This is a genomic window from Pseudactinotalea sp. HY160, assembly GCF_009372055.1.
In the GTDB taxonomy this organism is placed as follows: domain Bacteria; phylum Actinomycetota; class Actinomycetes; order Actinomycetales; family Beutenbergiaceae; genus HY158.
Genome location: NZ_WHMT01000011.1, coordinates 17339 through 38576, shown reverse-complemented (window position 1 = coordinate 38576; position 21238 = coordinate 17339). Strand labels below are relative to the sequence as shown.

The window sequence follows — 21238 nt, the reverse complement described above, 5'->3', positions numbered from 1 at the left end:
CCCGATCCTAACGGGCCGCCGCCGCGGAGCGCCTCCGGGAGGGACCGCGGCGACCGGATAGACTGAAGCCGCTTCGTTGCGGGTGAACACGGGTTGGCCCGCGGCATTCGGCCACCCACATTCACGCCCACCCCGGAGCGGACGTGCTGCAGCTTCTCATCGCACACCTCGTCGCGGCTCTTGTCGCGCCGTGGCTGATGGGGCGGCTGGGGCGCAAGGGGTTCCTCGTGCTGGCGCTCGTGCCGGGTTCGGTGGCGATCTGGGCGCTCGCGAACACGGCCCGCGTGCTCGACGGGCGCGGGCCCGCGGTCCAGGTCGAGTGGGTCTCCTCCCTCGGGATGAACCTCGATTTCCGCCTCGACGTGCTCTCCTGGCTCATGATGCTGCTCGTCGGCGGCATCGGCTTCTTCGTGCTCGCCTACTGCGCCTGGTACTTCGCGTCCGGCGCCAAGGCGCTGGGCCGATTCGCGGCGATCTTCGTGGCCTTCGCCGGCACGATGCTCGGGCTGGTCACCACCGACAACACGATCGTGCTCTACGTGTTCTGGGAACTGACCACGGTGTTCTCCTACCTGCTCGTGGGGCATTATTTCGAGCGCAAGGGCTCGCGCCGCGCGGCCATGCAGGCGATCATCGTGACCACGTTCGGCGGCCTGGCCATGCTCGCCGGCATCGCGATCCTCGGCGAGGCCGAGGGCGGCTCGTACTCGATCAGCGAGCTCGTGGCGAACCCCGTGGACTCCTCGCTCGTGCCGGTGGCGCTCGCGTGCCTGCTCCTCGGGGCGCTGAGCAAGTCGGCGCAGGTGCCGTTCCATTTCTGGCTGCCGTCGGCGATGGCCGCCCCGACGCCCGTCTCCGCGTACCTGCACGCGGCCGCGATGGTCAAGGCGGGCGTGTACCTGGTGGCCCGGTTCGCGCCCGGCTACGCCGACGATCCCGTGTGGCGCTGGCTCGTGCTCGGCCTCGGCGCGACCACCCTGATCATCGGGGGGTACCGGGCCCTGCGCCAGGACGACCTCAAGCTCCTGCTCGCCTTCGGCACGGTCTCCCAGCTCGGCTTCCTCATCCTCCTCGTGGGTCAGGGCGACCGCGCCGTGGCCCTCGCCGGCCTCGCCCTCATCGGCGCCCACGCGATGTTCAAGGCCGCCCTGTTCCTCACGGTCGGGGCGATCGACGCCGCCGCCGGCACCCGTGACGTGCGCGAGCTGTCCGGCCTCGCCCGGCGACTGCCGTGGGCCACGATCCCGGGGGTGCTCGCCGTCTGTTCGATGGTCGGGTTGCCGCCGACCGCCGGCTACGTGGCCAAGGAGGCCGTGCTCGAGGCGCTCGCGGGCACCGCCGATCCCGCGGGGATCGTGCTCCTCGTCGCCGTGGTCGTCGGCTCGGTCCTCACCTTCGCCTACGGCATGCGGTTCCTGTGGGGCGCCTTCGCCACGAAGCCGGGCATCGCCCCGACCCCGCTCACCCCGGAGGCACCCGGGCTGTTCGTCTCGCCGAACGTCCTCGCCCTGGCCGGGCTCGTCGCGGGCCTGCTGCCCGGGCTCGGCGAGCGCCTCCTCGGGCCCTACGCCGCCACCTACGCGGCCGGGGAGCCGGGCCACCTCACGCTCTGGGGCGGGTTCGGCCTGCCGCTCGCGCTCACGGCGGTCGTCATCGGCGTGGGGACGGCGCTCGCGGCCGGGCGTAGGCACGTCGAGCGGGCGCAGGGCGCCGTCGCGGGCGGGCCCGACGCGGACCTGACCTATCGCGGCCTCATGCGCCGCCTCGACCGCGTGGCCGTGACGATCACCGCGCGCACTCAACGCGGTTCCCTGCCGCTGTACCTCGCGCTCATCCTCATCACGACGGTCGCGCTCGCCGCCGGGACCCTCCTGGCCGGCGGGGTCCGCCCGGACGGGGTCCGGCCGTGGGACAACCTGCCCCAGGCCGTCATCGTCGTCGTCATCGCGATCGGTGCGATCCTCACCGCCCGGTCCCGGCGCCGGCTCAAGGCGGCGGTGCTGCTCGGGATCACGGGCTACGGGGTGGTGAGCCTGTTCGCCCTCCACGGTGCGCCGGACCTCGCGCTCACGCAGGCGCTCGTGGAGACCGTCACCCTCGTGGTGTTCATCCTCGTGCTGCGGCGCCTGCCCCCCTACTTCTCCCACCGGTGGCTGCGCGGGGACCGGTGGTGGCGCGTGCTCGTGGCCGTCTCGGTCGCGCTGCTGGTCATGTACCTGGCCCTGACCGTGCCGGCGTTCCGGATCGCCGAGCCCATCTCGACCGCGTTCCCCGACGTCACCCTCGACTTCGGCTACGGCCGGAACATCGTCAACGTCACGCTCGTGGACACCCGCGCCTGGGACACGATGGGAGAGATCTCCGTGCTGCTCGTGGCCGCGACCGGGGTCGCCTCCCTCGTGTTCATCCGGTCCCGTTCCGGGCACGTGGACCGGGCCCGCGACCTGGCCGAGGCCCGGCCCGACGCCGCCGCCGCCCGGGACCCGCGCGGCGTGTACTGGCGGACGCCTCCGGGCGAGCTGCGTGCCGGCCGCGGGCGGCGCTGGCTCGCCGGCCCGCAGGGCATGACCCCGTATCGCCGGTCCGTCATCCTCGAGGTGACGACCCGGTTCGTGTTCCACACTATGCTCGTGTTCAGCCTGTTCCTGCTGTTCTCGGGGCACAACGCGCCCGGTGGGGGCTTCGCCGGCGGCATCGTCGCCGGGATCGCGCTCACGCTGCGGTACCTGGCCGGTGGGCGCTACGAGCTGGGGGAGGCGGCCCCGGTGCTTCCCGGTGCGCTGCTCGGCGGCGGCCTGTTCCTCTCGGTCGGTGCCGGGATCGTGCCGATGTTCTTCGGGGGCCAGATGCTCCAGTCGTTCAAGCTCGACCTCACCGCGCCGATCTTCGGTGACATCCACCTCGTCTCGACCCTCGTGTTCGACGTCGGGGTCTACCTCGTGGTCGTCGGACTCGTGCTCGACATCCTCCGCTCCCTCGGGGCGGAGGTCGACCGCCACGGCGAGGCCGCCGGCCAGTCCGCCCCGGAGATCCCGCACGACTCGCCCCGCGTGACCGCCGACGACGCCCGCCCACCCGCGGTCGCCGCGTCGTCCACTCCGCCGGCAGCCCCGCCGTCCGCCCCGCCGTCAGCCCCTGGAGGAGATGCGACATGACTCCCAGTCTCGCGCTCGTGGTGGCCGTCGGCGTGCTCGTCGGCACCGGCGTCTACCTCCTGCTGGAACGGAGCCTCTCCCGGGTCATCATCGGCATCGCGCTCATCGGCAACGGCGTCAACCTGCTCTTCCTCATCGCCGGCGGCCGGGCCGGCGGCCCCCCGCTCAACGGCTCCGGGCCGGCGGAGGACATGGCCGATCCCCTCCCGCAGGCGATGGTGCTCACCGCCATCGTCATCACCCTCGGCCTCACCGCCTTCGTGCTCGCGATGGCCTATCGCTCCTGGCAGCTGCACGGCCACGACGAGGTGCAGGACGACCTCGAGGATCGCCGGCTCGCGGCCCGACTGCTCGAGGGCGCCGAGGTGGACACCCGCACCGACGACTCCGACCTGGAGACAGAAGCGGCCGAGGCGAGGGACGAGACCGAGGAGAGCGACGTCGTCGGAACGCAGGAGGGGAAGCGATGACCTGGCTCATCCCGCTGCCCGTCGTCGTCCCGCTCGTGAGTGCGGGCCTCGCGCTCGCGCTCGGCCGGCGGTCCAAGGCGCAGGGCGTCATCTCGGTCGCGGCGATCACGATCATGCTCGTGACCTCCGCCGCGCTCGTCGTGCTGGCCGAGACCGAGGGGCCGCAGGTGATGAGCGTCGGCGGCTGGGACGCGCCGATCGGGATCGCGCTCGTGGCCGACCGGCTCTCGGCGCTCATGCTCCTCGTCTCGGCGATCGTCATCCTGTGCGTGCTGCTGTACTCCCTGGCCGAGGGGCTGCAGGAGGGCCACGAGGGCGCGCCGGTCGCGATCTATCACCCGACCTATCTCGTGCTCGCGGCGGGCGTGGCGAACGCGTTCCTGTCCGGGGACCTGTTCAACATCTACGTCGGCTTCGAGATCCTGCTCGCGGCGAGTTTCGTGCTGCTGACCCTCGGGGGCACCGGGGAGCGGATCCGGGCCGGGTCGATCTACGTCGTGGTCTCGCTGCTCAGCTCGGTGCTGTTCCTCATCGCCATCGCGCTCATCTACGCCGCCACCGGCACCCTGAACCTGGCCCACCTGTCCGTGCGGCTCGGCGAGATCGATCCCGACATCGCCTTCGTGCTCCAGGCGATGCTGCTCATCGCGTTCCTCATCAAGGCCGCGGTGTTCCCGATGTCGGCGTGGCTGCCCGACTCCTATCCCACGGCGCCCGCCCCGGTCACCGCGGTCTTCGCGGGACTGCTCACGAAGGTCGGCGTGTACGCGATCATCCGCACCCAGACCCTCCTCTTCGACGACCCCCGGATGGACCGGCTGCTCATGATCGCGGCGCTCGTGACGATGGTCATCGGGATCATCGGGGCCGTCGCGCAGGACGACCTCAAGCGGCTGCTCTCGTTCACCCTCGTGAGCCATATCGGCTACATGGTCTTCGGGATGTCGCTCGCCAACCAGGCGGGCCTGTCGGCGGCGATCTTCTACGTGATCCACCACATCACCGTGCAGACGGCGCTCTTCCTCGTGGCCGGGCTCATCGAGCACCGCAGCGGCACCACCTCGCTCGAACGGCTCGGCGGGCTCGCGAAGTTCGCCCCGGCGCTGGCGATCGTGTTCTTCGTGCCGGCGATGAACCTCGCCGGGATCCCGCCGATGTCGGGGTTCCTCGGCAAGATGGGGCTGATCGAGGCGGGGGCGGCCGTGGGCAGCGGCCTCGCCTATGCGACGGTCGCGGCGGCATTATTGACGTCGTTGCTCACCCTCTACGCGATCGTCAAGGCATGGAACAAGGCGTTCTGGCAGTCGGCCCCGGCGGACCTGCCGCGCAATCACGTGCCGCGGTCGATGTTCGGCCCCACGGCCGTGCTCGCCTCGCTCGGCCTGATCATCGCGGTCGCGGCCGGGCCGCTCTACAACTACACCGATCACGCCGCCGCCGACCTGACGGCCCGCAGCCCCTACATCACGGCCGTGCTCGGCGGCGCGGGTGACCTGACCGCGGAGGAGGGCGGATGAGCCCCGCCACCCATCCGCGCCCGCAGGAGGTGAGCCGCCGCTGGTGGACCCGGTGGCCGATGGCGCTGTGGCTCACGGTGGTCTGGGTGCTGCTGTGGGGGTCGTTCACGCCCGGGAACATCGCCGCCGGCCTCGTGCTGGCCGTGTTGACGATGTGGCTGCTGCCCATGCCGAAGGTCGGCTTCGACGGCCGGGTCTGGCTGCCGGGCGTGTTCGTGCTGCTGTCGAGGTTCGCGTGGGAGGTGGTCGTGGCCTCCTACCAGATCGCCTCCTACGCCCTCCGGCGCGATCCCACCCCGCACGGGGCGGTCGTGCGGGTGCGGCTGCGGACCCACTCGGATGTGCTGCTCACGATCACCGCCCAGTTCACCTCGCTCGTGCCGGGGTCCGTGGTCGTCGAGGCGCACCGGCTCAGCGGCGTCGTGTACGTGCACGTGTTCGACGCCGAGATCTCCGGCGGGATCGAGGCGGCGAAGGCCACCGTGCTCGAGCAGGAACGGCGGATCATGTACGCGCTGGCCTCCGACGCCGAGATCGAGGCCGCCGGCTATCCGCCGCGCGGGGTGTTCCGGGTGGCCAGGCCGCGGGAGGGAGCGAGGGAATGAACGAGATCGTCATGATCGTCTGCGGGGTGCTGCTCACGGCCGCCGCGCTCACCGTGCTGTTCCGGCTCGAACGCGGCCCCTCGATGCTCGATCGCATCGTGGCCCTCGACGTGCTCGTCGCCGTGGTCATCGCCACGCTCACCATCTGGTCGGCGTCGACGGGCCGGCGGGATCTCACGGTGATCCTCGTGGTGCTCGCCTCGGTCGGCTTCATCGGCTCGGTCACCCTCGCCCGGTTCGCCGCCGTCGATCCGCCCTCCGTCGAGGACGCCGAGGCGGCGCGGATCGAGGCCGTCCGGGAGCGGCTCGCCCGCGTGCGCGCCCGGATGGAGTCCGAGCAGCGTGACGCCCGGCGCCGGATGGGTCCCGAGGGGAGGCCGCGCGAATGATCGACCAGATCATCGAGGTGCTCGCCGCGATCTGCTTCATCACCGGCAGCCTGCTCACCCTCGTCGCGGCGATCGGCCTCGTGCGCTTCCCCGACCTGCTGTCGCGCATGCACGCCGCCACGAAGCCCCAGGTACTCGGCATCACGCTGCTCATGAGCGGGCTCGCGCTCTCGTTCCAGGAGGTGCAGGTCGCCTGGAAGGTCGTGCTCGTCGTGGCCCTGCAGATGATCAGTTCACCGGTCTCGGCGCACCTCGTGGGCCGCTCGGGCTACCGCACGAAGAAGATCCCCTCCGACCTGCTCATCGTGGACGAACTGCGCGACGACCTCGACGCGGCCCGGGAGCCGGACTCCTCCAGCTGACGGCCGCGGGCCGCCGCCGCTTCACCCTGGCGCGTCGACCAGGGCGAAGCCTCCGGTCTGCGTGCCGACCAGGGCGAAACCTCCGGTTTCCGCGTCGACCAGGGCCAAATCGTTGGATCGTGGTCCGATTCCGCCGACTTCACCCTGCTCGGCGGTGGAGCCCATGGTGGCGGCGGCGCCGATGGCGACGGGGCGAGGGCAGGTGGCGGTGCGGCGGGTGATCGCCTGGACGTCGACCAGGGCGAAACCTCCGGTTTCCATGTCGACCAGGGCGAAACCTCCGGTGTCCGCGTCGACCAGGGCGAAACCGCTGGATCGTGGTGCGATTCCACGGGATTCACCCTGCTCGGTGACGGCGACAGAGCAGATGGCGGTAGTTGCGAGGGAGACGGTGGCCGGTGGCGGTGCGGCGGGTGATCGGTTGGACGTCGACCAGGGCGAAACTGCCGGCATCGACGTCGGCCAGGGCGAAACCTCCGGTGTCCGCGTCGACCAGGGCGAAACCGCTGGATCGTGGTGCGATTCCACGGGATTCACCCTGCTCGGTGACGGCGACAGGGCAGATGGCGGTAGTTGCGAGGGAGCCGGTGGCCGGTGGCGGTGCGGCGGGTGATCGGTTGGACGTCGACCAGGGCGAAACTGCCGGCATCGACGTCGGCCAGGGCGAAACCTCCGGTGTCCGCGTCGACCAGGGCGAAACCGCTGGATCGTGGTCCGATTTCACGGGATTCACCCTGCTCGGCGGGGCGGCAGTGCCGACGGCGGCGAAGGATGCGTGCGGGCGGCGGCGAGGGATGCGTGCGGGCGGCGGCGAAGGATGCGTGCAAGCGGCGGCAGCGAGGGACGCGTGCGGGCAGCAGTGGCGGCGGCGAGGGATGCGCTCGGGCGGCGGCTGAGCCGATGGCAGAGCGGTAGCCGGTTCGGGCGACAGCGGCGATCGAACCGAGAGCGGAATCCGGGGCGGACGTGCCGTGACGACCGGACCCACGGATCGCCTGAACCCGAGCCCGAGCTCCGGGTCAGCGGTCGGCGGGGCGGGCCGTGAGGTGCTTGGCGCCCTTCGAGGCGTAGGCCTTGACGAGTGCAGCGGCCGCGCTCGAGACGGCCGCGAAGATGACGACCTCGGTGATCGAGATCTCGCCGTCGTCGTCGATTTCCTTCGGCGGCTCGTGACCGGTGACCCCCTTCCACGCGAGAGAGATCGCCTTCGTGGCCGCGAAGCCGGCTCCCATCACGATGGCCATATTGATGAGCTTCTGCGAATTCACGCTTGTCCTCCCCGTTGCCGTACGCCCAGCCTAGAGGAGATGGGCCGGTGCTGCCCACCGATGTAGACTTCCCAGAACAACGACAGGGGAGCGCCCCAGAGCGCTGAGAGTGCGGAGCAACCCGCAGACCCTCGAACCTGATCCGGCTAGCACCGGCGAAGGGAGTCGAGCCTTCTCTTCCATCCGGAACCCCTTCTCATCACTTGAGGAGGATTCAACCCATGACCCAGGACTTCCGGCCTCAGCCGGACAGCACACCATCCGCCGCGCCTGCCGCAGCAGCCCCCGCAGCGTCATCCGCCCCGCAGGTGGTGGCGTCGGATCCCCGGCGTGGACGCCGACACCTCAACCGTCACGAGAACGGACACGAGGTCCGACACGCGGGACATCACCCCGGCCGTCACCCCGACCCACACTCCGGCCGTCACCCCGACCCACACCCCGGCCGTCACCCCGGCGGACACCAGGGAAGACTCGGCACCCGGGTGGCCCTGCCCGCCTTTGCCGCGCTCACCGGAGCGGCCCTCGCCGGGTGCTCGCTGGCCGGCGGCGGCGCACCCGAGCCCGCCGGATCCGTCTCCCAGCCCACGACGGTCCGCGTGGTCACCCACGATTCGTTCAATCTCGACGAGGCCCTGCTCGACTCCTTCGAGGCGGAGACGGGATACACGCTCGAGTTCTCCGCGCCGGGCGACGGCGGCACCCTCGTGAATCAGCTCATCCTCACGAAGGACTCCCCGCTCGGGGACGTCGCCTTCGGCATCGACAACTCCTTCGCCGGCCGGGCGCTCGCCGAGGACGTCTTCGCCGACTACACCCCGGCGGACCTGCCCGCCTCGGCGGCCGCCTACGCGGTCGACGGCGACTCGGCCGCGCTCACGCCGATCGACGTGGGCGACGTGTGCATGAACGTCGACCATCAGTGGTTCGCCGACCACGACCTCGACGAACCGGTCACCCTCGACGACTTGACGCTGCCTGCGTACGCCGACCTGACCGTCGTCTCCAATCCCGCGCGCTCCTCGCCCGGGCTCGCGTTCCTGCTCGCGACGATCGGCGAGTACGGCGATCAGTGGGTGGACTACTGGCAGCGGCTCGACGAGAACGGCCTGAAGATCGTGGACTCGTGGTCGGACGTGTACTACACGGACTTCACCGCCGCCGAGGGCGCGGGCGGCACGCGCCCGATCGCGTTGTCGTACTCCACCTCGCCCGCCTTCACGCTCACCGACGACGGCGACTCCACCACGGGCGCCCTGCTCGAGACCTGCTTCCGGCAGGTGGAATACGCCGGTGTGCTCGCGGGCGCCGAGAATCCCGCAGGCGCCCAGGCGTTCCTCGACTTCCTCCTGAGCGCGCCCGTGCAGGCCGACATCCCCGGGCAGATGTTCATGTACCCGGTGGACGACACGGTCCGCCTGCCCGCCGACTGGGTCGCGCACGCCCCGCTCGCGCCGAATCCCATCACCGTGCCCCAGGCCGACATCGATGCGCATCTGGACGAGTGGCTGCGCACCTGGCAGGAGCAGGTCGTGGGCTGATGACCGCCGCACCCACCCGGACCGGGCCGCCGGCGGGGCCCGATCAGGGGCCTGGCAAGCGGCCCGGCCAAGGGTCGGGCCAGGAGCCGGACCGGCGGCCGGGCCGGCCCCGCGGGTTCGCTCGCGGCCGGCTGGGCGTGCCGGCGTGGACGGTCGCGGTGGCCGTGCCGACCGTGTTCCTCGCGATCTTCTTCGTGTATCCGGCGGGCACGCTCATCGCGACCGGCTTCGTCTCGGAGGGCCACCTCGACCTGGGCGGAGTGGCCGACGTGCTCGGCCGCTCCCGCACCTGGCGGCTCCTCGGGCTCACCCTCGGCCAGGCGCTCGTGGGCACGGCGCTCTCGGTCGCCCTCGGACTGCCGGGGGCGTACGTGCTGTATCGACGGCGATTCCGCGGCCAGGGCGTCGCGCGCGCCCTGGTCACGGTGCCGTTCGTGTTGCCGACGGTCGTGGTCGGCGTCGCGTTCCGGGCGCTGCTCGCCGAGGGGGGACCGCTCGGCTTCCTCGGTCTCGACGGCACCGTGACCGCGGTCATCGCGGCGCTCGTGTTCTTCAACTACGCCGTGGTGGTCCGCAGCGTCGGTGCCCTGTGGCAGCGGCTCGATCCGCGCGCCGAACAGGCGGCGGCGGCGCTCGGTGCGAGCCCGTGGCGGGTGTTCCGGACCGTGACCCTGCCCTCGCTCGTGCCCGCGATCGCGTCGGCAGCGAGCCTCGTGTTCCTCTTCTGCGCCACCGCGTTCGGGATCGTGCTCGTGCTCGGCGGCCCGCGGGTGGGCACGATCGAGACCGAGATCTGGATCCAGACGACACAGTTCCTCGACCTGCGGGCCGCGGCCGTGCTCTCCGTGCTCCAGGTGGTCATCGTGATCGGCGCGCTCATCGGCTCGAACGTCGCCCGCCGCCGGCGGGAGGTGGCGCTGCGCCTCACCGGGCTCACGGTCGCGCCCCGGCCGCTGCGGTGGCGGGGCGGGGACGGTGCCGCGATCGCCGTGACCGCCGTGACCGTCGCGATCCTGCACGTGCTGCCGATGGCGCATCTGCTCCTGGCCTCGCTGCGCACCCCGGACGGCTGGGGGCTCGGGAACTACCTCGCCCTCGGTGGCACCGGGGAGCACTCGGCGCTCTCGGTGAGCGTGTGGCAGGCCGCCGCGAACTCGCTGCGGGTCGCCGTCGATGCGACCCTCCTCGCGGTGACGATCGGTACCCTCGTGGCCGTGGTCGTCAGCCGGTCCCCCCGCCGGCCGTGGCTGCGGCGCGGGGCCGCCGGGCTGGACGCCGCGTTCATGCTGCCGCTCGGGGTCTCGGCGGTGACCGTCGGCTTCGGATTCCTCATCACCTTGAACCGGCCGCCGCTCGATCTGCGGGAGAGTCTCATCCTCATCCCGATCGCGCAGGCGGTCGTGGCGATCCCGCTCGTGGTGCGCACCGTCGCCCCCGTGCTGCGCGCCATCGACCCGCGCCTGCGGGAGGCCGCGGCCGTGCTCGGTGCCGCCCCGGGCCGGGTGCTGCGCTACGTCGATGGACCGTTCCTGCTGCGCGCCCTCGGTCCCGCGATCGGGTTCGCGTTCGCCGTCTCACTCGGGGAGTTCGGGGCCACGAGCTTCCTCTCCCGGCCCGAACGTCCCACCCTGCCCGTGGTGATCTTCCGGCTCATCGGCCGCCCGGGCGAGCAGAACTACGGCATGGCGCTCGCCGCCGCCGTCATCCTCGCGATCCTCACCGCCACCATCATGACGCTCGCCGAACGCCTGCGAGGGGAGCACTCCAGTGACTTCTGAACCCACCCGCACCGTGCCCGCCATGGACGACACCGTGCCCGCCCCGGACCCCCAGGGCCCCCGTCCGCCGGTCCGTCCGCCGATGCCCTCGGCGCGCTCGGACGCCGGCCCCGCCGCCTCCCCGGATCCGGCCGCGACCGCCGACCCGCCGATCGCGCTCGGGCTCGCACAGGTCGAGGTGCGCTACCCCGGGGCGGCGAGCCCCGCCGTCGATACGGTCGATCTGCACGTCCGCGCGGGTGAGGTGCTCGCGCTCCTGGGGCCGTCCGGATGCGGCAAGTCCTCCCTGCTGCGGGCCATCGCCGGTCTCGAGCTCCCGAGCGCCGGCACGATCGCCTGGGCAGGCCGCGACCTCGCCGGCGTGCCCGCGTATCGGCGCGGCTTCGGTCTCATGTTCCAGGAGGGGCAGCTGTTCCCGCATCGCAGCGTCGCGGGCAACGTCGAGTTCGGACTCCTCATGGACCGCGTTCCGCGGGCCGCGCGCCGCGAACGGGTGCGCGAGCTCCTCGATCTGGTGGGCCTGGCGGGCTACGGCGACCGGCCCACCGCCACCCTCTCCGGGGGCGAGCAGCAGCGGGTCGCTCTCGCGCGCGCGCTCGCACCCCGGCCCCGGCTGCTCCTCCTCGACGAACCACTCTCGGCCCTCGACCGTTCCCTGCGCGAACGGCTCACGGTCGAACTCGCCACGATCCTGCGCAGGGCCGCGGCGACCGCCCTGTACGTCACCCACGACCACGACGAGGCCTTCACGATCGCCGATCGCGTCGGCATCATGCGCGCCGGCCGGCTCGTGCAGGTCGGCCGCCCGGCCGAGATCTGGAGCCGCCCGGCCGATGCCCCGGTCGCCGCCTTCCTCGGCTTCGCCGTGATTTCCGACGACGACGACCGCACCTGGGCGCTCGGCCCACGCGCGCTCTGGGTCACCGCGCCGGGTGAGTCGTCCGCGCCGGCCGCGGGCCCGATCGCCCCGCGCACGGGCCGCATCCGCTCGCTCGGCTTCCAGCGCGGCGAGCCGGCCGCCCGGCTCGACGTGCCGGGGTGGGGCACGGTGCGGGCGCTGCTGCGGCCCGCGTCCGCGGGGGGCCCCGATCGCCCGGCGCCCGGCGACGTCGTCCAGGTCCACGTCGACCCCCTCGGCGTCGTCCTTCTCGAGGGCTGATACGCCGCGGGTCACCCAGTGGGCCGGGGGCGTCGCCTCCGGCGCGTGCGCGGCGATCTCCCGGGCCGGGACGTGTTCGCGGCCTAGGTTCGTGCCATCGGAGCATCCATCCGGTACAATAGTTGAAGACTTAATTACTGGGAGGCCTCATGACTCGGACACTGGCTCCGGACACCTCGATGGGCGTCGTCGACCTGCTCGTGCGCGACCCGGATGCGATGGTCGCCTTCTACACCGCCGGCGTCGGCCTCGCCGTTCTGGGCCAGGCCGGGCCGACCGTGACCCTCGGCCGGAGCGGGAATCCGGTCGTCCGCCTGACGCGTGAGTCCGATCTGCCCGACTTCGACCGGGGCGACGCGGGGCTCTTCCACACGGCCGTGCTCTATCCCACGCAGGCCGACCTGGCCGCCGCCGTCCTGTCCACGGTGCGGCACGCCCCGGCCGCGTTCACCGGCTCGGCCGACCACCTCGTCTCGGAGGCGTTCTACTTCGACGACCCCGAGGGGAACGGCGTCGAGCTGTACACCGACCGTGCGCGCAGCAGCTGGACCTACGCCGCCGACGGCTCGGTCCGGATGGCCACGAACCTCCTCGACCCGAACACCTACCTGCAGGATCACCTCGACGACGCGGGCATGACCGGCGCTCAGCACGCGGCCGCATCCGTGGGCCACGTGCACCTGCAGGTCGGCGACATCGACCTCGCCCGCGACTTCTACGCCGGGGTGCTCGGCTTCGAGGTGACGAGCCGATTCGGATCGCAGGCCCTGTTCGTCGCGGCCGGCGGCTACCACCACCACATCGGCCTGAACAGCTGGAACTCCCGGGGCGCCGGACCGCGCGCCGCCTCGCTGGGCCTCGGGCAGGTCGCGATCGAGGTCCCCGCCGGCGAGGAGATCGAGCGGATCGCGCACCGGCTCGGCCGGAACGGCGTCGATCATCGCACCGTCGACGGGAGCCTCCAGGTGCGCGACCCCTGGGCCACCCTGATCGAGATCCGCCCGCGCGGGCTCGAGCCGGCCCGGGCGGGCGTGGCAGTCTGAGGCCATGACGAACCTCGAGGCGCATCCGGGCGAGACGGTCGCGGAGCCGGACGTGCGTTGCCCCAGGCAGCTGCAGGTGTTCGCCCCGCGGACCGTGCCGCTCGGGGGCATCCGCGCGATCCCGGTGCGGCGCACGCTCCCGCACCGCCGGCTGCCCACGATCGGCGCCTGGTGTTTCCTCGACCAGTTCGACGGCGGCGACGGCGCCGCGGCGATGACGGTACTGCCGCATCCCCACACCGGACTGCAGACGGTCACGTGGCCGGTCGCCGGGCGGATCCGCCACCGCGACTCGCTCGGATCCGACGTGCACGTGAACCCGGGGGAGCTCAACCTCATGACCGCCGGCCGCGGCGTCTCCCACTCGGAGTTCTCCGAGGCGGGGAGCCCCCTGGCCGGGGTGCAGCTGTGGCTCGCCTCCCCGAGCGGGCCGGATTCGGGGCCGCCCGACTTCGAGCAGGTGACCGAGCTGCCGGCCGTCTCCGGAGCCGGGTACCGGTTCGAGGTCTTCATCGGTGAACTCGCGGGTGCCCGCTCGCCCGCGCGAGTGTTCAGCCCGCTCGTGGGTGCCGACGGCGTGATCGAGCCGGGCGCGTCCGTGCGCCTCGCCGTCGAGCGCGGCTGGGAGCACGGCCTGCTCGTCTTCGCCGGCGGGATCGAGCCGGCCGAGCCGGTCGACGAGTACGTCCCGGACCGCTCCCCGTCCGGCCGGGTGGTCGGTGGTGGCGGCGCCCAGAGCAGTGCGGGAACCCGGGGCGGCGACGGCGTTGGTGGCGGTGCCGTCGGGGCGGGTGTCGATGAGGGCGAGGGCGCCGACGTGCTCCGGGGCCGCATCGGCGCGGGGAACCTCGTCTATTTCGGTGGCGACCGGGACCACCTGGAGTTCACGGCCGGCGACGAGGGCGCCCGGGTGATCCTCATCGGGGGCGAGCCCTTCGAGGAGCCGGTCGTCATGTTCTGGAACTTCGTGGGGCGCTCCCACGACGACGTCGCCCGAGCGAGTGCGGACTGGGCGGCCGACTGGGACGGCGGCGCCGCGGGCCCGGATGCGGCCCCGGGCCCGACCGGTGTACCCGCCGGCGATCCGGCCCGCCGGCCGCGCCGCTTCGGAACCGTGCCCGGTCACGGTGGCGATCACATCCCCGGCCCGGAGCTGCCGGCGGTGACGCTGCGCCCCCGCCGGCGCTGAGCATCCTTCCGGCCCGCGACCACGTGCCGGAGCGCGACGTCACGCCGATCGGGGAGACTGACTGTTGCCCCGGAACAGCAGGCTTCCCCGGCCGTGGTGCGTGGCCGCACCCGGGGAGACTGACTGTTGCCCCGGAACAGCAAGCTTCCCCGGCCGTGGTGCGTGGCTGCACCCGGGGAGACTGGCTGTCGTCCCGGACCAGCAGGCTTCCCCGAGCGAGGCGTGTTACGCCGTCCACACGCTCAGGTCGGGACCCTTCGGCACGATGCCCGAGGGGTTCACGTCGCGGTGCACCACGTAGTAGTGCTCCTTGATCTGGTCGAAGTCGACCGTGGAGCCGAACTCGGGGATGTTGTACAGGTGCTTGGCGTAGCGCCACAGGTTCGGCATCTCGGTCAGCTTGTTCCGGTTGGCCTTGAAGTGCCCGTGGTAGACGGCGTCGAAGCGCACGAGCGTGGTGAACAGGCGGATATCGGCCTCGGTGAGGTTCTCGCCCATGAGGTAGGTGCGCCCCCGCAGCCGATCCTCGAGCCAGTCGAGCGCCGTCCACAGCCGGTCGTAGGCGTCGTTGTACGCCTCCTGCGACCCGGCGAAACCGCACCGGTACACGCCGTTGTTCACCTCGGTGAACACGCGGCGCATGACACGCTCCATCTCCTCGCGCTGCTCGACCGGCCACAGGTCCGGGGCGTCGGCGCGGTGGTGCTCGCGCCACTCGAAGTAGAAGTCGTGGGTGATCCACGGGAAGTCGTTCGTGACCACCCGGCCCGTCGGGACGTCCACGATCGCCGGCACCGTGATGCCGCGCGGGTAGTCGGGGTAGCGCGCGAAGTAGGCCTGCTGGAGGCGCTCGATGCCGAGCACCGGGTCGACCCCGCCCTCGTCGAGGTCGAAGGTCCAGCTGCGGGCGTCGTGGGTGGGCCCGGGCATCCCGACCGAGACGACGTCCTGCAGGCCGAGGAGATTACGAACGATGAGGGAGCGGTTCGCCCACGGGCACGCCTTCGCGGCGACGAGCCGATAGCGCCCCGGCTCCACCGGCCAGGTCGGCACGTCGATCCGGGCGGACCCGCGATCGGCGGTCTCGTCGAGGGGGTCGGCCGAGACCCCCGGGGTCGCCGTGATCCGGTCGGGGATGTAGTTCATGTCCCGCGTGAACTCCTTGCCGGACTCGACGTAGGTGGCCTGCTCGCCCATCTCGCACTCCCATCTAGTCAAATTCTCAACTATCTTGTCATGGGGGACGCGTTTTCGCCACCCCCGAACGGCTCACAGGACGCACCGCGTGCGATGCTGTGCCGGCCGGTGTCGGCCCGCTCGCCTACGCTGGGTCACGGCATCGAGGAGGGATCGTCTTGTCTGCACTCGCGCGCATTCTGCGCTTCACGCGCTCGCTCACTCCCTACTACATCGGGATCATGATCGTCGCCGCGATCACGACCGGCGCGGCCCTGGCGGTGCCGTTCCTCACGGGCCACGCGACCGACGTCATCGTGGCCACCATCGACGGCGACGGAGAGGTCGGCGCCGCGGTCCGCACCGTCGTGCTCATCGCCGCCGCCGTGCTCGCGGCCGAGCTGCTCAACTCGGTCGTCTCGAACATCGGCGGCTACTGGGGCGATGTCATGAGCGCGCGGATGCGCACGATCCTCTCGGTGCGCTATTACGACAAGCTCCTGCGCCTGCCGCAGCGCTACTTCGACAACGAGCTCACCGGCACGATCGTCGCCCGCCTCAACCGCTCCATCAACGAGATCGCCAACTTCGCCAAGACGGTCTCGAACATGTTCGCCACCCTCACCCTCACCACGATCGCCGTGCTCGCGATCTCGGCCTGGCACTATTGGCCGCTGGCCGTCCTGCTCGCGATCGCCTACCCCGTGTACCTGTGGCTCACGGCGCTCACCTCCCGCCGCTGGCAACGCCTCGAGGGCCGCAAGAACTCCCACGTCGACCTCGCCTCCGGCCGTTTCAACGAGGTGGTCGGGCAGATCCGGGTGGTCAAGTCCTTCACGCGCGAGCGAAGCGAGCTGGCCGGCTTCACCGATCACTTCGACGCGACCGTCGATCTCACCCGCGAGCAGTCCGTGTACTGGCACCGGATGGACGCCCTGCGCCGCGGCGTGCTCAACGTCATCTTCTTCGGGCTCTATGCGCTCATCTTCGTGCGCACCGTCGGCGGCCACCTGAGCGTGGGGCAGATGGTCATGCTCGTGCAGCTCATGGCGATGGCCCGCGACCCCGTCACGAGCCTGAGCTGGGTCGTCGACTCCGCCCAGCGCGCGATCGCCGGCTCGAAGTCCTATTTCGAGGTCATGGAACTCGATCCCGCCGTTCTCGCCGCGGCCCTTCCCGCGAGCGTGGGGACGACGCAGCCCGCCTCGGGTGCGCCCCTCGCCGAGCCCGCGCTCGTCGAGGAGGGTGAGGCCCGCACGTCCGGCGGCTCCGGTGGGTCCGGAGCGTCCATGATCAGCTTCGACGACGTCCGGTTCGGCTATGACACGGACCCGAACGTGATCGATGGCATCAGCTTCGAGGTCGCGCCCGGGGAGAAGATCGCGCTCGTGGGGGAGTCGGGGGGCGGGAAGACGACGATCGTCAACCTGCTGCTCGGGCTCTACCGGATGCGCTCCGGGCGGATCGAGGTGGCCGGCCTCGACGTCGCGACCGCGGATCTGGACGAGGTGCGCCGCAGTATCGGCGTCGTGTTCCAGGACGCGTCGCTCTTCTCCGGCACGATCCGCGAGAACATCGTCTACGGGGCGCCCGGGGCCGGCGACGAGGAGGTGGCCGAGGTGGCGGGCCGGGCCGCCGTGGACGAATTCGTGCGGAAGTTCCCCGACGGCTTCGACACCGTGATCGGCGAGCGCGGAATGAAGCTCTCGGGCGGGCAGAAGCAGCGGATCGCCGTGGCCCGCGCGATGCTCAAGGACGCCCCGGTGCTCGTGCTCGACGAGGCCACGAGTGCCCTCGACACCAAGTCCGAGCGGCTCGTGCAGGTGGGGCTCGACGATCTCATGGCCGAGCGCACCTCCCTCATCATCGCCCACCGGCTCTCGACGATCGCGGGTGTCGATCGGATCATCACCCTGCGCGACGGCCGGATCGACGAGCTCGGCCCGCCCGCCGAGCTCGCCGCCTCCGGGGGGATCTACGCCGAGCTGCTCAGCCTGCAGAACTCCACCGCGAAGGCCGATAGGCGGCGGCTGCGCACCTACGACGTCGTCGGGTAGGGATCCGGCCCCACCGGGACCCGGGTCGGGATGGAGCCGGGGCTCAGGTCGAGGGCGCCGCGGATGCGCGTCGGGAACGGCCGTCGAGTGTGCGCACGAGCAGCCAGGCCACGATCCCGCCCGCGAGCAGGGCGAGCGTGTCGGCCACATCGAAGGAGCTGCCCAGGACGAGCCGGGTCATGGGAACGCGGTCGACCACGAGCCCGGGCAGCGGCGTCAGCTGCGCGAATTCGACGGCGAGCGCGATGCCGGCGCCGAGGGTCGCGGCGCCGGCGGCACCGAGTCGCGGCAGCAGCGCGGCCACGAGGAGCACCGCCGCCACGGCGAAGAGCACGGTGCCCGCCACGTCCGATCCGGCCAGATGGCGCACTGTCTGCAGGGCCAGCCCCGCCCCGACGACCACCGCCAGGGCCGACAGGGTGCGCGGGCGTGAGCGGCGCCGTCCATGAGCAGTCATGACGGCAGTCAATCAAGTGCGACGGCGAGCGCATGGGCGGGGCACCCCCGGGCGCCCGGACCTGCACGAGATCCCCGCCGAGCATCCACACCGCGGACGCGGGGCGGGCCGGGGCCGTGATCGGGCCGCCGCACCGGCTGGACGGGCCAATCGTGCGGGCGTCTCGGTGGCGACTCTCGACCGCGGTGATCGCGCATCGCAACCCTCCCGGATCCTCGGCGTTCTCACCGCACGCTCCCGCCGCGGACCGGCCCCTCAGGCGACCGTTGGTCGTCCGCCGCCCGGACGTTGTGCTGCAGCTGCGCGAGCAGGCGTCGCAAGGTCGTGATGTCGGCCTCGCTGAGCCCGGCGTGGAGTCGGCGATCGAAATCGCCGGCGGCGCGACGCAGCCGACGGAAGGCCTGTTCGCCGCGATCGGTGAGCTCGACGAGGTGGACACGCCGGTTGGTCGGGTCGCGCCGCCTGGTGAGGAGGGCGTCGGCCTCCATCGCGTCGAGGTGGACGGTCAGGGTGGCGCCCCCGATTCCGATGTCGTCGGCGAGCGCGCGCTGGCTGGCCGCGCGCCCGGACTTGAGGGCGATGAGGATGAGCCACTGCGGCAGCGAGCCGCCGACCGCAGTGAGCGCGTCGTCGAAGGAGCGGCCGACCAGCTTCGCCACGCGGGTCAGGTCGCGGCCGATCGGGGAGTGTTCGGGGGCGGTCACGCACGCAGCGTATCGCATCGTGAACGAACCCTTTGTACGCGAACGGTTCGAGTGATTAGAATGACTGATGGTTCACTACGCAGCAGAGCATCGGCCGACCATCGTCAACCCCGACCCGCGCTACGGCACGCCGCCGTTCCTCGAGTCGCCCTCCGCGGGATTCCTGCACGTGGCCGCGGCCGTCGACCCGCCCGGGAAGGGGCCGCCGTTCGTGCGCCCCAGTCGGCGCCGCGCCGCGTTGCTGCAACGGCTCACGGGCCTCGTTCCCGATCTGGAGCGTCTCGATGACGTGACCCGCGTGACCCTCTTCCGCGCGATCTTCATGCCGCCGCCGACCGCGATCGCGCGTCGACAGAACGCCCACCTGGCCCGCTACGACGTCGCGGTGCTGATCGAGACCGTCTCGCTCGACGGCCTCGCGCGGGTGCAGGGGGCCGGGGCCTACCGCCGGCTCCTCGATGCGGTCGGCGCCGCAGCGACCGACAGCCACGTCATGGCCGCACGGTGCCCGCGCCGGATCGCGGACGTCGACACCACCCGTCCGGGCCTGTACCTGTTCAACTACTTCGCCGGGGCCGATCCAGACCTGGCCCTGGCCCTGTGGGAGCGGCTCGCGGCCTGGTACGTCGCCGAGACCGGGATGGACAACTCCACGCCGTTGATGCCGGTCGGCCCGGGGGACTACCCGCTCGTCAATTTCGCGCGCTGGGATGTCAGCCTGCCGGTGTTCGCGATCCGCCAATTCGGCAAGCGGACGTTCCGCAGCTACGTGCTGTCGAACCTGCGTGCCAACGACGTCGGGCCGATGCCCGTGTTCTACCGGCTGGTGCCCACGGCCGGGACCGGGACGGGTGCATGATGCGCGTGAGCGTGAACATCACCGACTATTCGTGGCGCGGGCGACTCGCGGAGGAACTGACGACGGTCGTGCGCGCGGCCGATGCCGCCGGAGTCGACACGGTCTGGGTCGCCGATCACCTCGTGCAGGCCGACCCGAACAGCACCCCCGATGCGGAGATGCTCGAGGCCTACACCACGCTCGGCTTCCTCGCCGGTCAGACTCGGCGGGTCCGGCTCGGCACGATGGTCAGCGCCGCGACCTACCGGCCGCCCGCGCTGCTGATCAAGGCCACGATCACCCTCGACGTTCTCTCCGGTGGGCGTGCGTGGCTCGGGCTCGGGGCCGGATATCAGCAGGACGAAGCCCGCGCGATGGGCCTTCCGCTGCCGGCGGTCGCCGAACGATTTGAACGCCTCGAGGACGTGCTTCGGCTCGCCCGACAGATGTTCGCCGGCGATGCGGCCGCCTTCAGCGGCGACCACTACGAGCTCGCACGGCCCATCGCCAGCCCAAGGCCGCTCACCAGGCCGCATCCACCGATCCTGGTCGGCGGCATGGGGGAGCGCAAGACCCTGCGACTCGTCGCCGCCTACGCCGACGCCTGCAACCTGTTCGACATTCCCGACGGCGGAACGACGCTCACCCACAAGCTCGACGTGCTCGCGGACCACTGCCGAGCAGTCGGCCGACCCTACGACCAGATCGACAAGACCGTCAGCACCCGGCTCTCTCCCGGCGAAACCCCCGAGCAGTTCATCCGCCGCTGCACCGAGCTGGCCGCACTCGGCATCGAGCACGCGGTCGTGATCGCTCCGGGCGCCTGGAGTGAGGACACGATCGCAATCCTCGCGGCCGCCATCCCCGCACTGCGTGGCCTCGCCCCGGGCGACACGCACCGACGAGCCGCCACAGATCGACCGGATACGCGCGACCGGCCCTGATCCGATCGAGGGGCAGCACCTGCCGCGGTCCGGCCGCACGCATCCGTGCGTACCCGCACGTGTCCGTGCGCCTCCGTGCGCACCCGCGTGCCCCGATCGCCCCGACACACGCTCAACGCAAGGAAGGGAATCCACATGTACAGCTGGCTCTTGTTCGTGCACATCATCGCCGCGATGGTCTGGGTCGGAGGGGCGCTCACGCTCAGCGCCCTCGCCACCCACGTCCTGCGCGAGGGCTCCGGGGTGGGCAGGTTCATCGCGAGCCTGAGGGTGATCGGGCCCGCGGTGTTCGCTCCGGCGCCGATCCTGGTCATCGGTCTCGGGGTGTGGATCGTGCTGCTGAGCGATTCGGTGACGTTCGGGCAGGGGTGGATCGCGGCGTCCTTCGTGCTCTTCGGGGCGGCGTTCCTGGTCGGGGCCGTCTTCCAGAGCCGTGCCGCGATCGCAGCGCAGCGGGCTGCGGAGGCCGACCGGCTCGAGGAGGCCGGGCGCCACCTGCGCCGCTGGTCCTGGGGTAGCCGGGTGATCGTCGCGCTCCTTGCGGTCGCGACCTGGGTGATGGTGTTCAAGCCCGGGGTCTGACGTC

21 protein-coding genes and 1 riboswitch are annotated in these 21238 nt (G+C 71.7%); of the genes, 16 read left to right on the top strand and 5 right to left on the bottom strand.

Annotated elements, in window-relative coordinates; all coding sequences use genetic code 11:
• Positions 1–143 precede the first annotated feature (143 nt).
• From GCG21_RS11170 to mnhG, 6 genes are read left to right on the top strand one after another with little or no spacing between them, the layout of a single operon-like run.
• A complete protein-coding gene (locus GCG21_RS11170) occupies positions 144–3155 on the top strand; it encodes a Na+/H+ antiporter subunit A (RefSeq protein WP_370517465.1) in 3012 nt (1003 codons plus the stop codon).
• Positions 3152–3625 (top strand): Na(+)/H(+) antiporter subunit C, encoded by a 474-nt coding sequence (locus GCG21_RS11165; RefSeq protein WP_152909767.1) that lies wholly within the window; start codon positions 3152–3154, stop codon positions 3623–3625. The genes GCG21_RS11170 and GCG21_RS11165 overlap by 4 nt, the downstream gene beginning before the upstream one ends.
• Positions 3622–5142, top strand: a complete 1521-nt coding sequence (locus tag GCG21_RS11160) for a Na+/H+ antiporter subunit D (protein ID WP_152909766.1) — start codon at positions 3622–3624, stop codon at positions 5140–5142. Before GCG21_RS11165 ends, GCG21_RS11160 begins: the two co-directional genes overlap by 4 nt.
• Positions 5139–5747 carry a Na+/H+ antiporter subunit E gene (locus GCG21_RS11155; protein ID WP_152909765.1) on the top strand — a complete coding sequence of 203 codons (609 nt, stop codon included), beginning with the start codon at positions 5139–5141 and terminating at the stop codon, positions 5745–5747. The genes GCG21_RS11160 and GCG21_RS11155 overlap by 4 nt, the downstream gene beginning before the upstream one ends.
• Positions 5744–6136 carry a monovalent cation/H+ antiporter complex subunit F gene (locus GCG21_RS11150; protein ID WP_152909764.1) on the top strand — a complete coding sequence of 131 codons (393 nt, stop codon included), beginning with the start codon at positions 5744–5746 and terminating at the stop codon, positions 6134–6136. Before GCG21_RS11155 ends, GCG21_RS11150 begins: the two co-directional genes overlap by 4 nt.
• On the top strand, positions 6133–6498 hold the full coding sequence (mnhG, locus tag GCG21_RS11145; protein WP_152909763.1) for a monovalent cation/H(+) antiporter subunit G: 366 nt from the start codon (positions 6133–6135) through the stop codon (positions 6496–6498). Before GCG21_RS11150 ends, mnhG begins: the two co-directional genes overlap by 4 nt.
• A gap of 21 nt (positions 6499–6519) precedes the next feature.
• Here mnhG and GCG21_RS11140 read toward each other — a convergent pair whose 3' ends face one another.
• The gene (locus GCG21_RS11140) at positions 6520–7026 is read right to left on the bottom strand and encodes a hypothetical protein (RefSeq protein WP_152909762.1); all 507 of its coding nucleotides are present in this window, start codon (positions 7024–7026) and stop codon (positions 6520–6522) included.
• A gap of 89 nt (positions 7027–7115) precedes the next feature.
• Here GCG21_RS11140 and GCG21_RS11135 point away from each other — a divergent pair, with 89 nt between their 5' ends.
• The gene (locus GCG21_RS11135; RefSeq protein ID WP_152909761.1) at positions 7116–7394 is read left to right on the top strand and encodes a hypothetical protein; all 279 of its coding nucleotides are present in this window, start codon (positions 7116–7118) and stop codon (positions 7392–7394) included.
• 123 nt (positions 7395–7517) lie between these two features.
• Here the strand turns inward: GCG21_RS11135 and GCG21_RS11130 are convergent, their stop codons facing one another.
• Positions 7518–7766 carry a DUF4235 domain-containing protein gene (locus GCG21_RS11130; protein WP_152909760.1) on the bottom strand — a complete coding sequence of 83 codons (249 nt, stop codon included), beginning with the start codon at positions 7764–7766 and terminating at the stop codon, positions 7518–7520.
• 74 nt (positions 7767–7840) lie between these two features.
• Positions 7841–7947: riboswitch (TPP riboswitch) on the top strand.
• 304 nt (positions 7948–8251) lie between these two features.
• Between GCG21_RS11130 and GCG21_RS11120 the strand changes: the two genes are divergently transcribed.
• The 5 genes from GCG21_RS11120 to GCG21_RS11100 all read left to right on the top strand — a co-directional run bounded on the left by GCG21_RS11120 (position 8252) and on the right by GCG21_RS11100 (position 14476).
• Positions 8252–9307, top strand: a complete 1056-nt coding sequence (locus GCG21_RS11120) for a thiamine ABC transporter substrate binding subunit (RefSeq protein ID WP_370517464.1) — start codon at positions 8252–8254, stop codon at positions 9305–9307.
• Complete coding sequence (locus GCG21_RS11115) at positions 9307–11085, top strand: iron ABC transporter permease (RefSeq protein ID WP_152909759.1); 1779 nt, start codon at positions 9307–9309, stop codon at positions 11083–11085. The genes GCG21_RS11120 and GCG21_RS11115 overlap by 1 nt, the downstream gene beginning before the upstream one ends.
• The gene (locus GCG21_RS11110; RefSeq protein WP_370517463.1) at positions 11075–12244 is read left to right on the top strand and encodes an ABC transporter ATP-binding protein; all 1170 of its coding nucleotides are present in this window, start codon (positions 11075–11077) and stop codon (positions 12242–12244) included. Before GCG21_RS11115 ends, GCG21_RS11110 begins: the two co-directional genes overlap by 11 nt.
• A 149-nt stretch (positions 12245–12393) precedes the next feature.
• Positions 12394–13287: a VOC family protein gene (locus GCG21_RS11105; RefSeq protein WP_152909758.1), complete on the top strand. Its 894-nt coding sequence runs from the start codon at positions 12394–12396 to the stop codon at positions 13285–13287.
• 4 nt (positions 13288–13291) lie between these two features.
• On the top strand, positions 13292–14476 hold the full coding sequence (locus tag GCG21_RS11100) for a pirin family protein (RefSeq protein WP_152909757.1): 1185 nt from the start codon (positions 13292–13294) through the stop codon (positions 14474–14476).
• 225 nt (positions 14477–14701) lie between these two features.
• Here GCG21_RS11100 and GCG21_RS11095 read toward each other — a convergent pair whose 3' ends face one another.
• Positions 14702–15673 carry a glutathione S-transferase C-terminal domain-containing protein gene (locus GCG21_RS11095; protein WP_152909756.1) on the bottom strand — a complete coding sequence of 324 codons (972 nt, stop codon included), beginning with the start codon at positions 15671–15673 and terminating at the stop codon, positions 14702–14704.
• A 158-nt stretch (positions 15674–15831) separates the two neighbouring features.
• Here GCG21_RS11095 and GCG21_RS11090 point away from each other — a divergent pair, with 158 nt between their 5' ends.
• Complete coding sequence (locus GCG21_RS11090) at positions 15832–17709, top strand: ABC transporter ATP-binding protein (RefSeq protein ID WP_152909755.1); 1878 nt, start codon at positions 15832–15834, stop codon at positions 17707–17709.
• 43 nt (positions 17710–17752) lie between these two features.
• Here GCG21_RS11090 and GCG21_RS11085 read toward each other — a convergent pair whose 3' ends face one another.
• Together GCG21_RS11085 and GCG21_RS11080 are read right to left on the bottom strand one after the other, a co-directional pair.
• Complete coding sequence (locus GCG21_RS11085; protein WP_152909754.1) at positions 17753–18166, bottom strand: DUF2809 domain-containing protein; 414 nt, start codon at positions 18164–18166, stop codon at positions 17753–17755.
• 224 nt (positions 18167–18390) lie between these two features.
• Positions 18391–18870 carry a MarR family winged helix-turn-helix transcriptional regulator gene (locus GCG21_RS11080; RefSeq protein WP_370517462.1) on the bottom strand — a complete coding sequence of 160 codons (480 nt, stop codon included), beginning with the start codon at positions 18868–18870 and terminating at the stop codon, positions 18391–18393.
• A gap of 67 nt (positions 18871–18937) precedes the next feature.
• Here GCG21_RS11080 and GCG21_RS11075 point away from each other — a divergent pair, with 67 nt between their 5' ends.
• From GCG21_RS11075 to GCG21_RS11065, 3 genes are all read left to right on the top strand, one after another.
• Positions 18938–19729, top strand: coding sequence for a hypothetical protein (locus tag GCG21_RS11075; RefSeq protein ID WP_152909752.1), 792 nt, complete (start codon positions 18938–18940; stop codon positions 19727–19729).
• Positions 19729–20652 (top strand): TIGR03560 family F420-dependent LLM class oxidoreductase, encoded by a 924-nt coding sequence (locus tag GCG21_RS11070; RefSeq protein ID WP_152909809.1) that lies wholly within the window; start codon positions 19729–19731, stop codon positions 20650–20652. The genes GCG21_RS11075 and GCG21_RS11070 overlap by 1 nt, the downstream gene beginning before the upstream one ends.
• Before the next feature lie 135 nt (positions 20653–20787).
• Positions 20788–21234: a DUF2269 family protein gene (locus tag GCG21_RS11065; RefSeq protein WP_152909751.1), complete on the top strand. Its 447-nt coding sequence runs from the start codon at positions 20788–20790 to the stop codon at positions 21232–21234.
• The last annotated feature ends 4 nt before the right edge of the window (positions 21235–21238 follow it).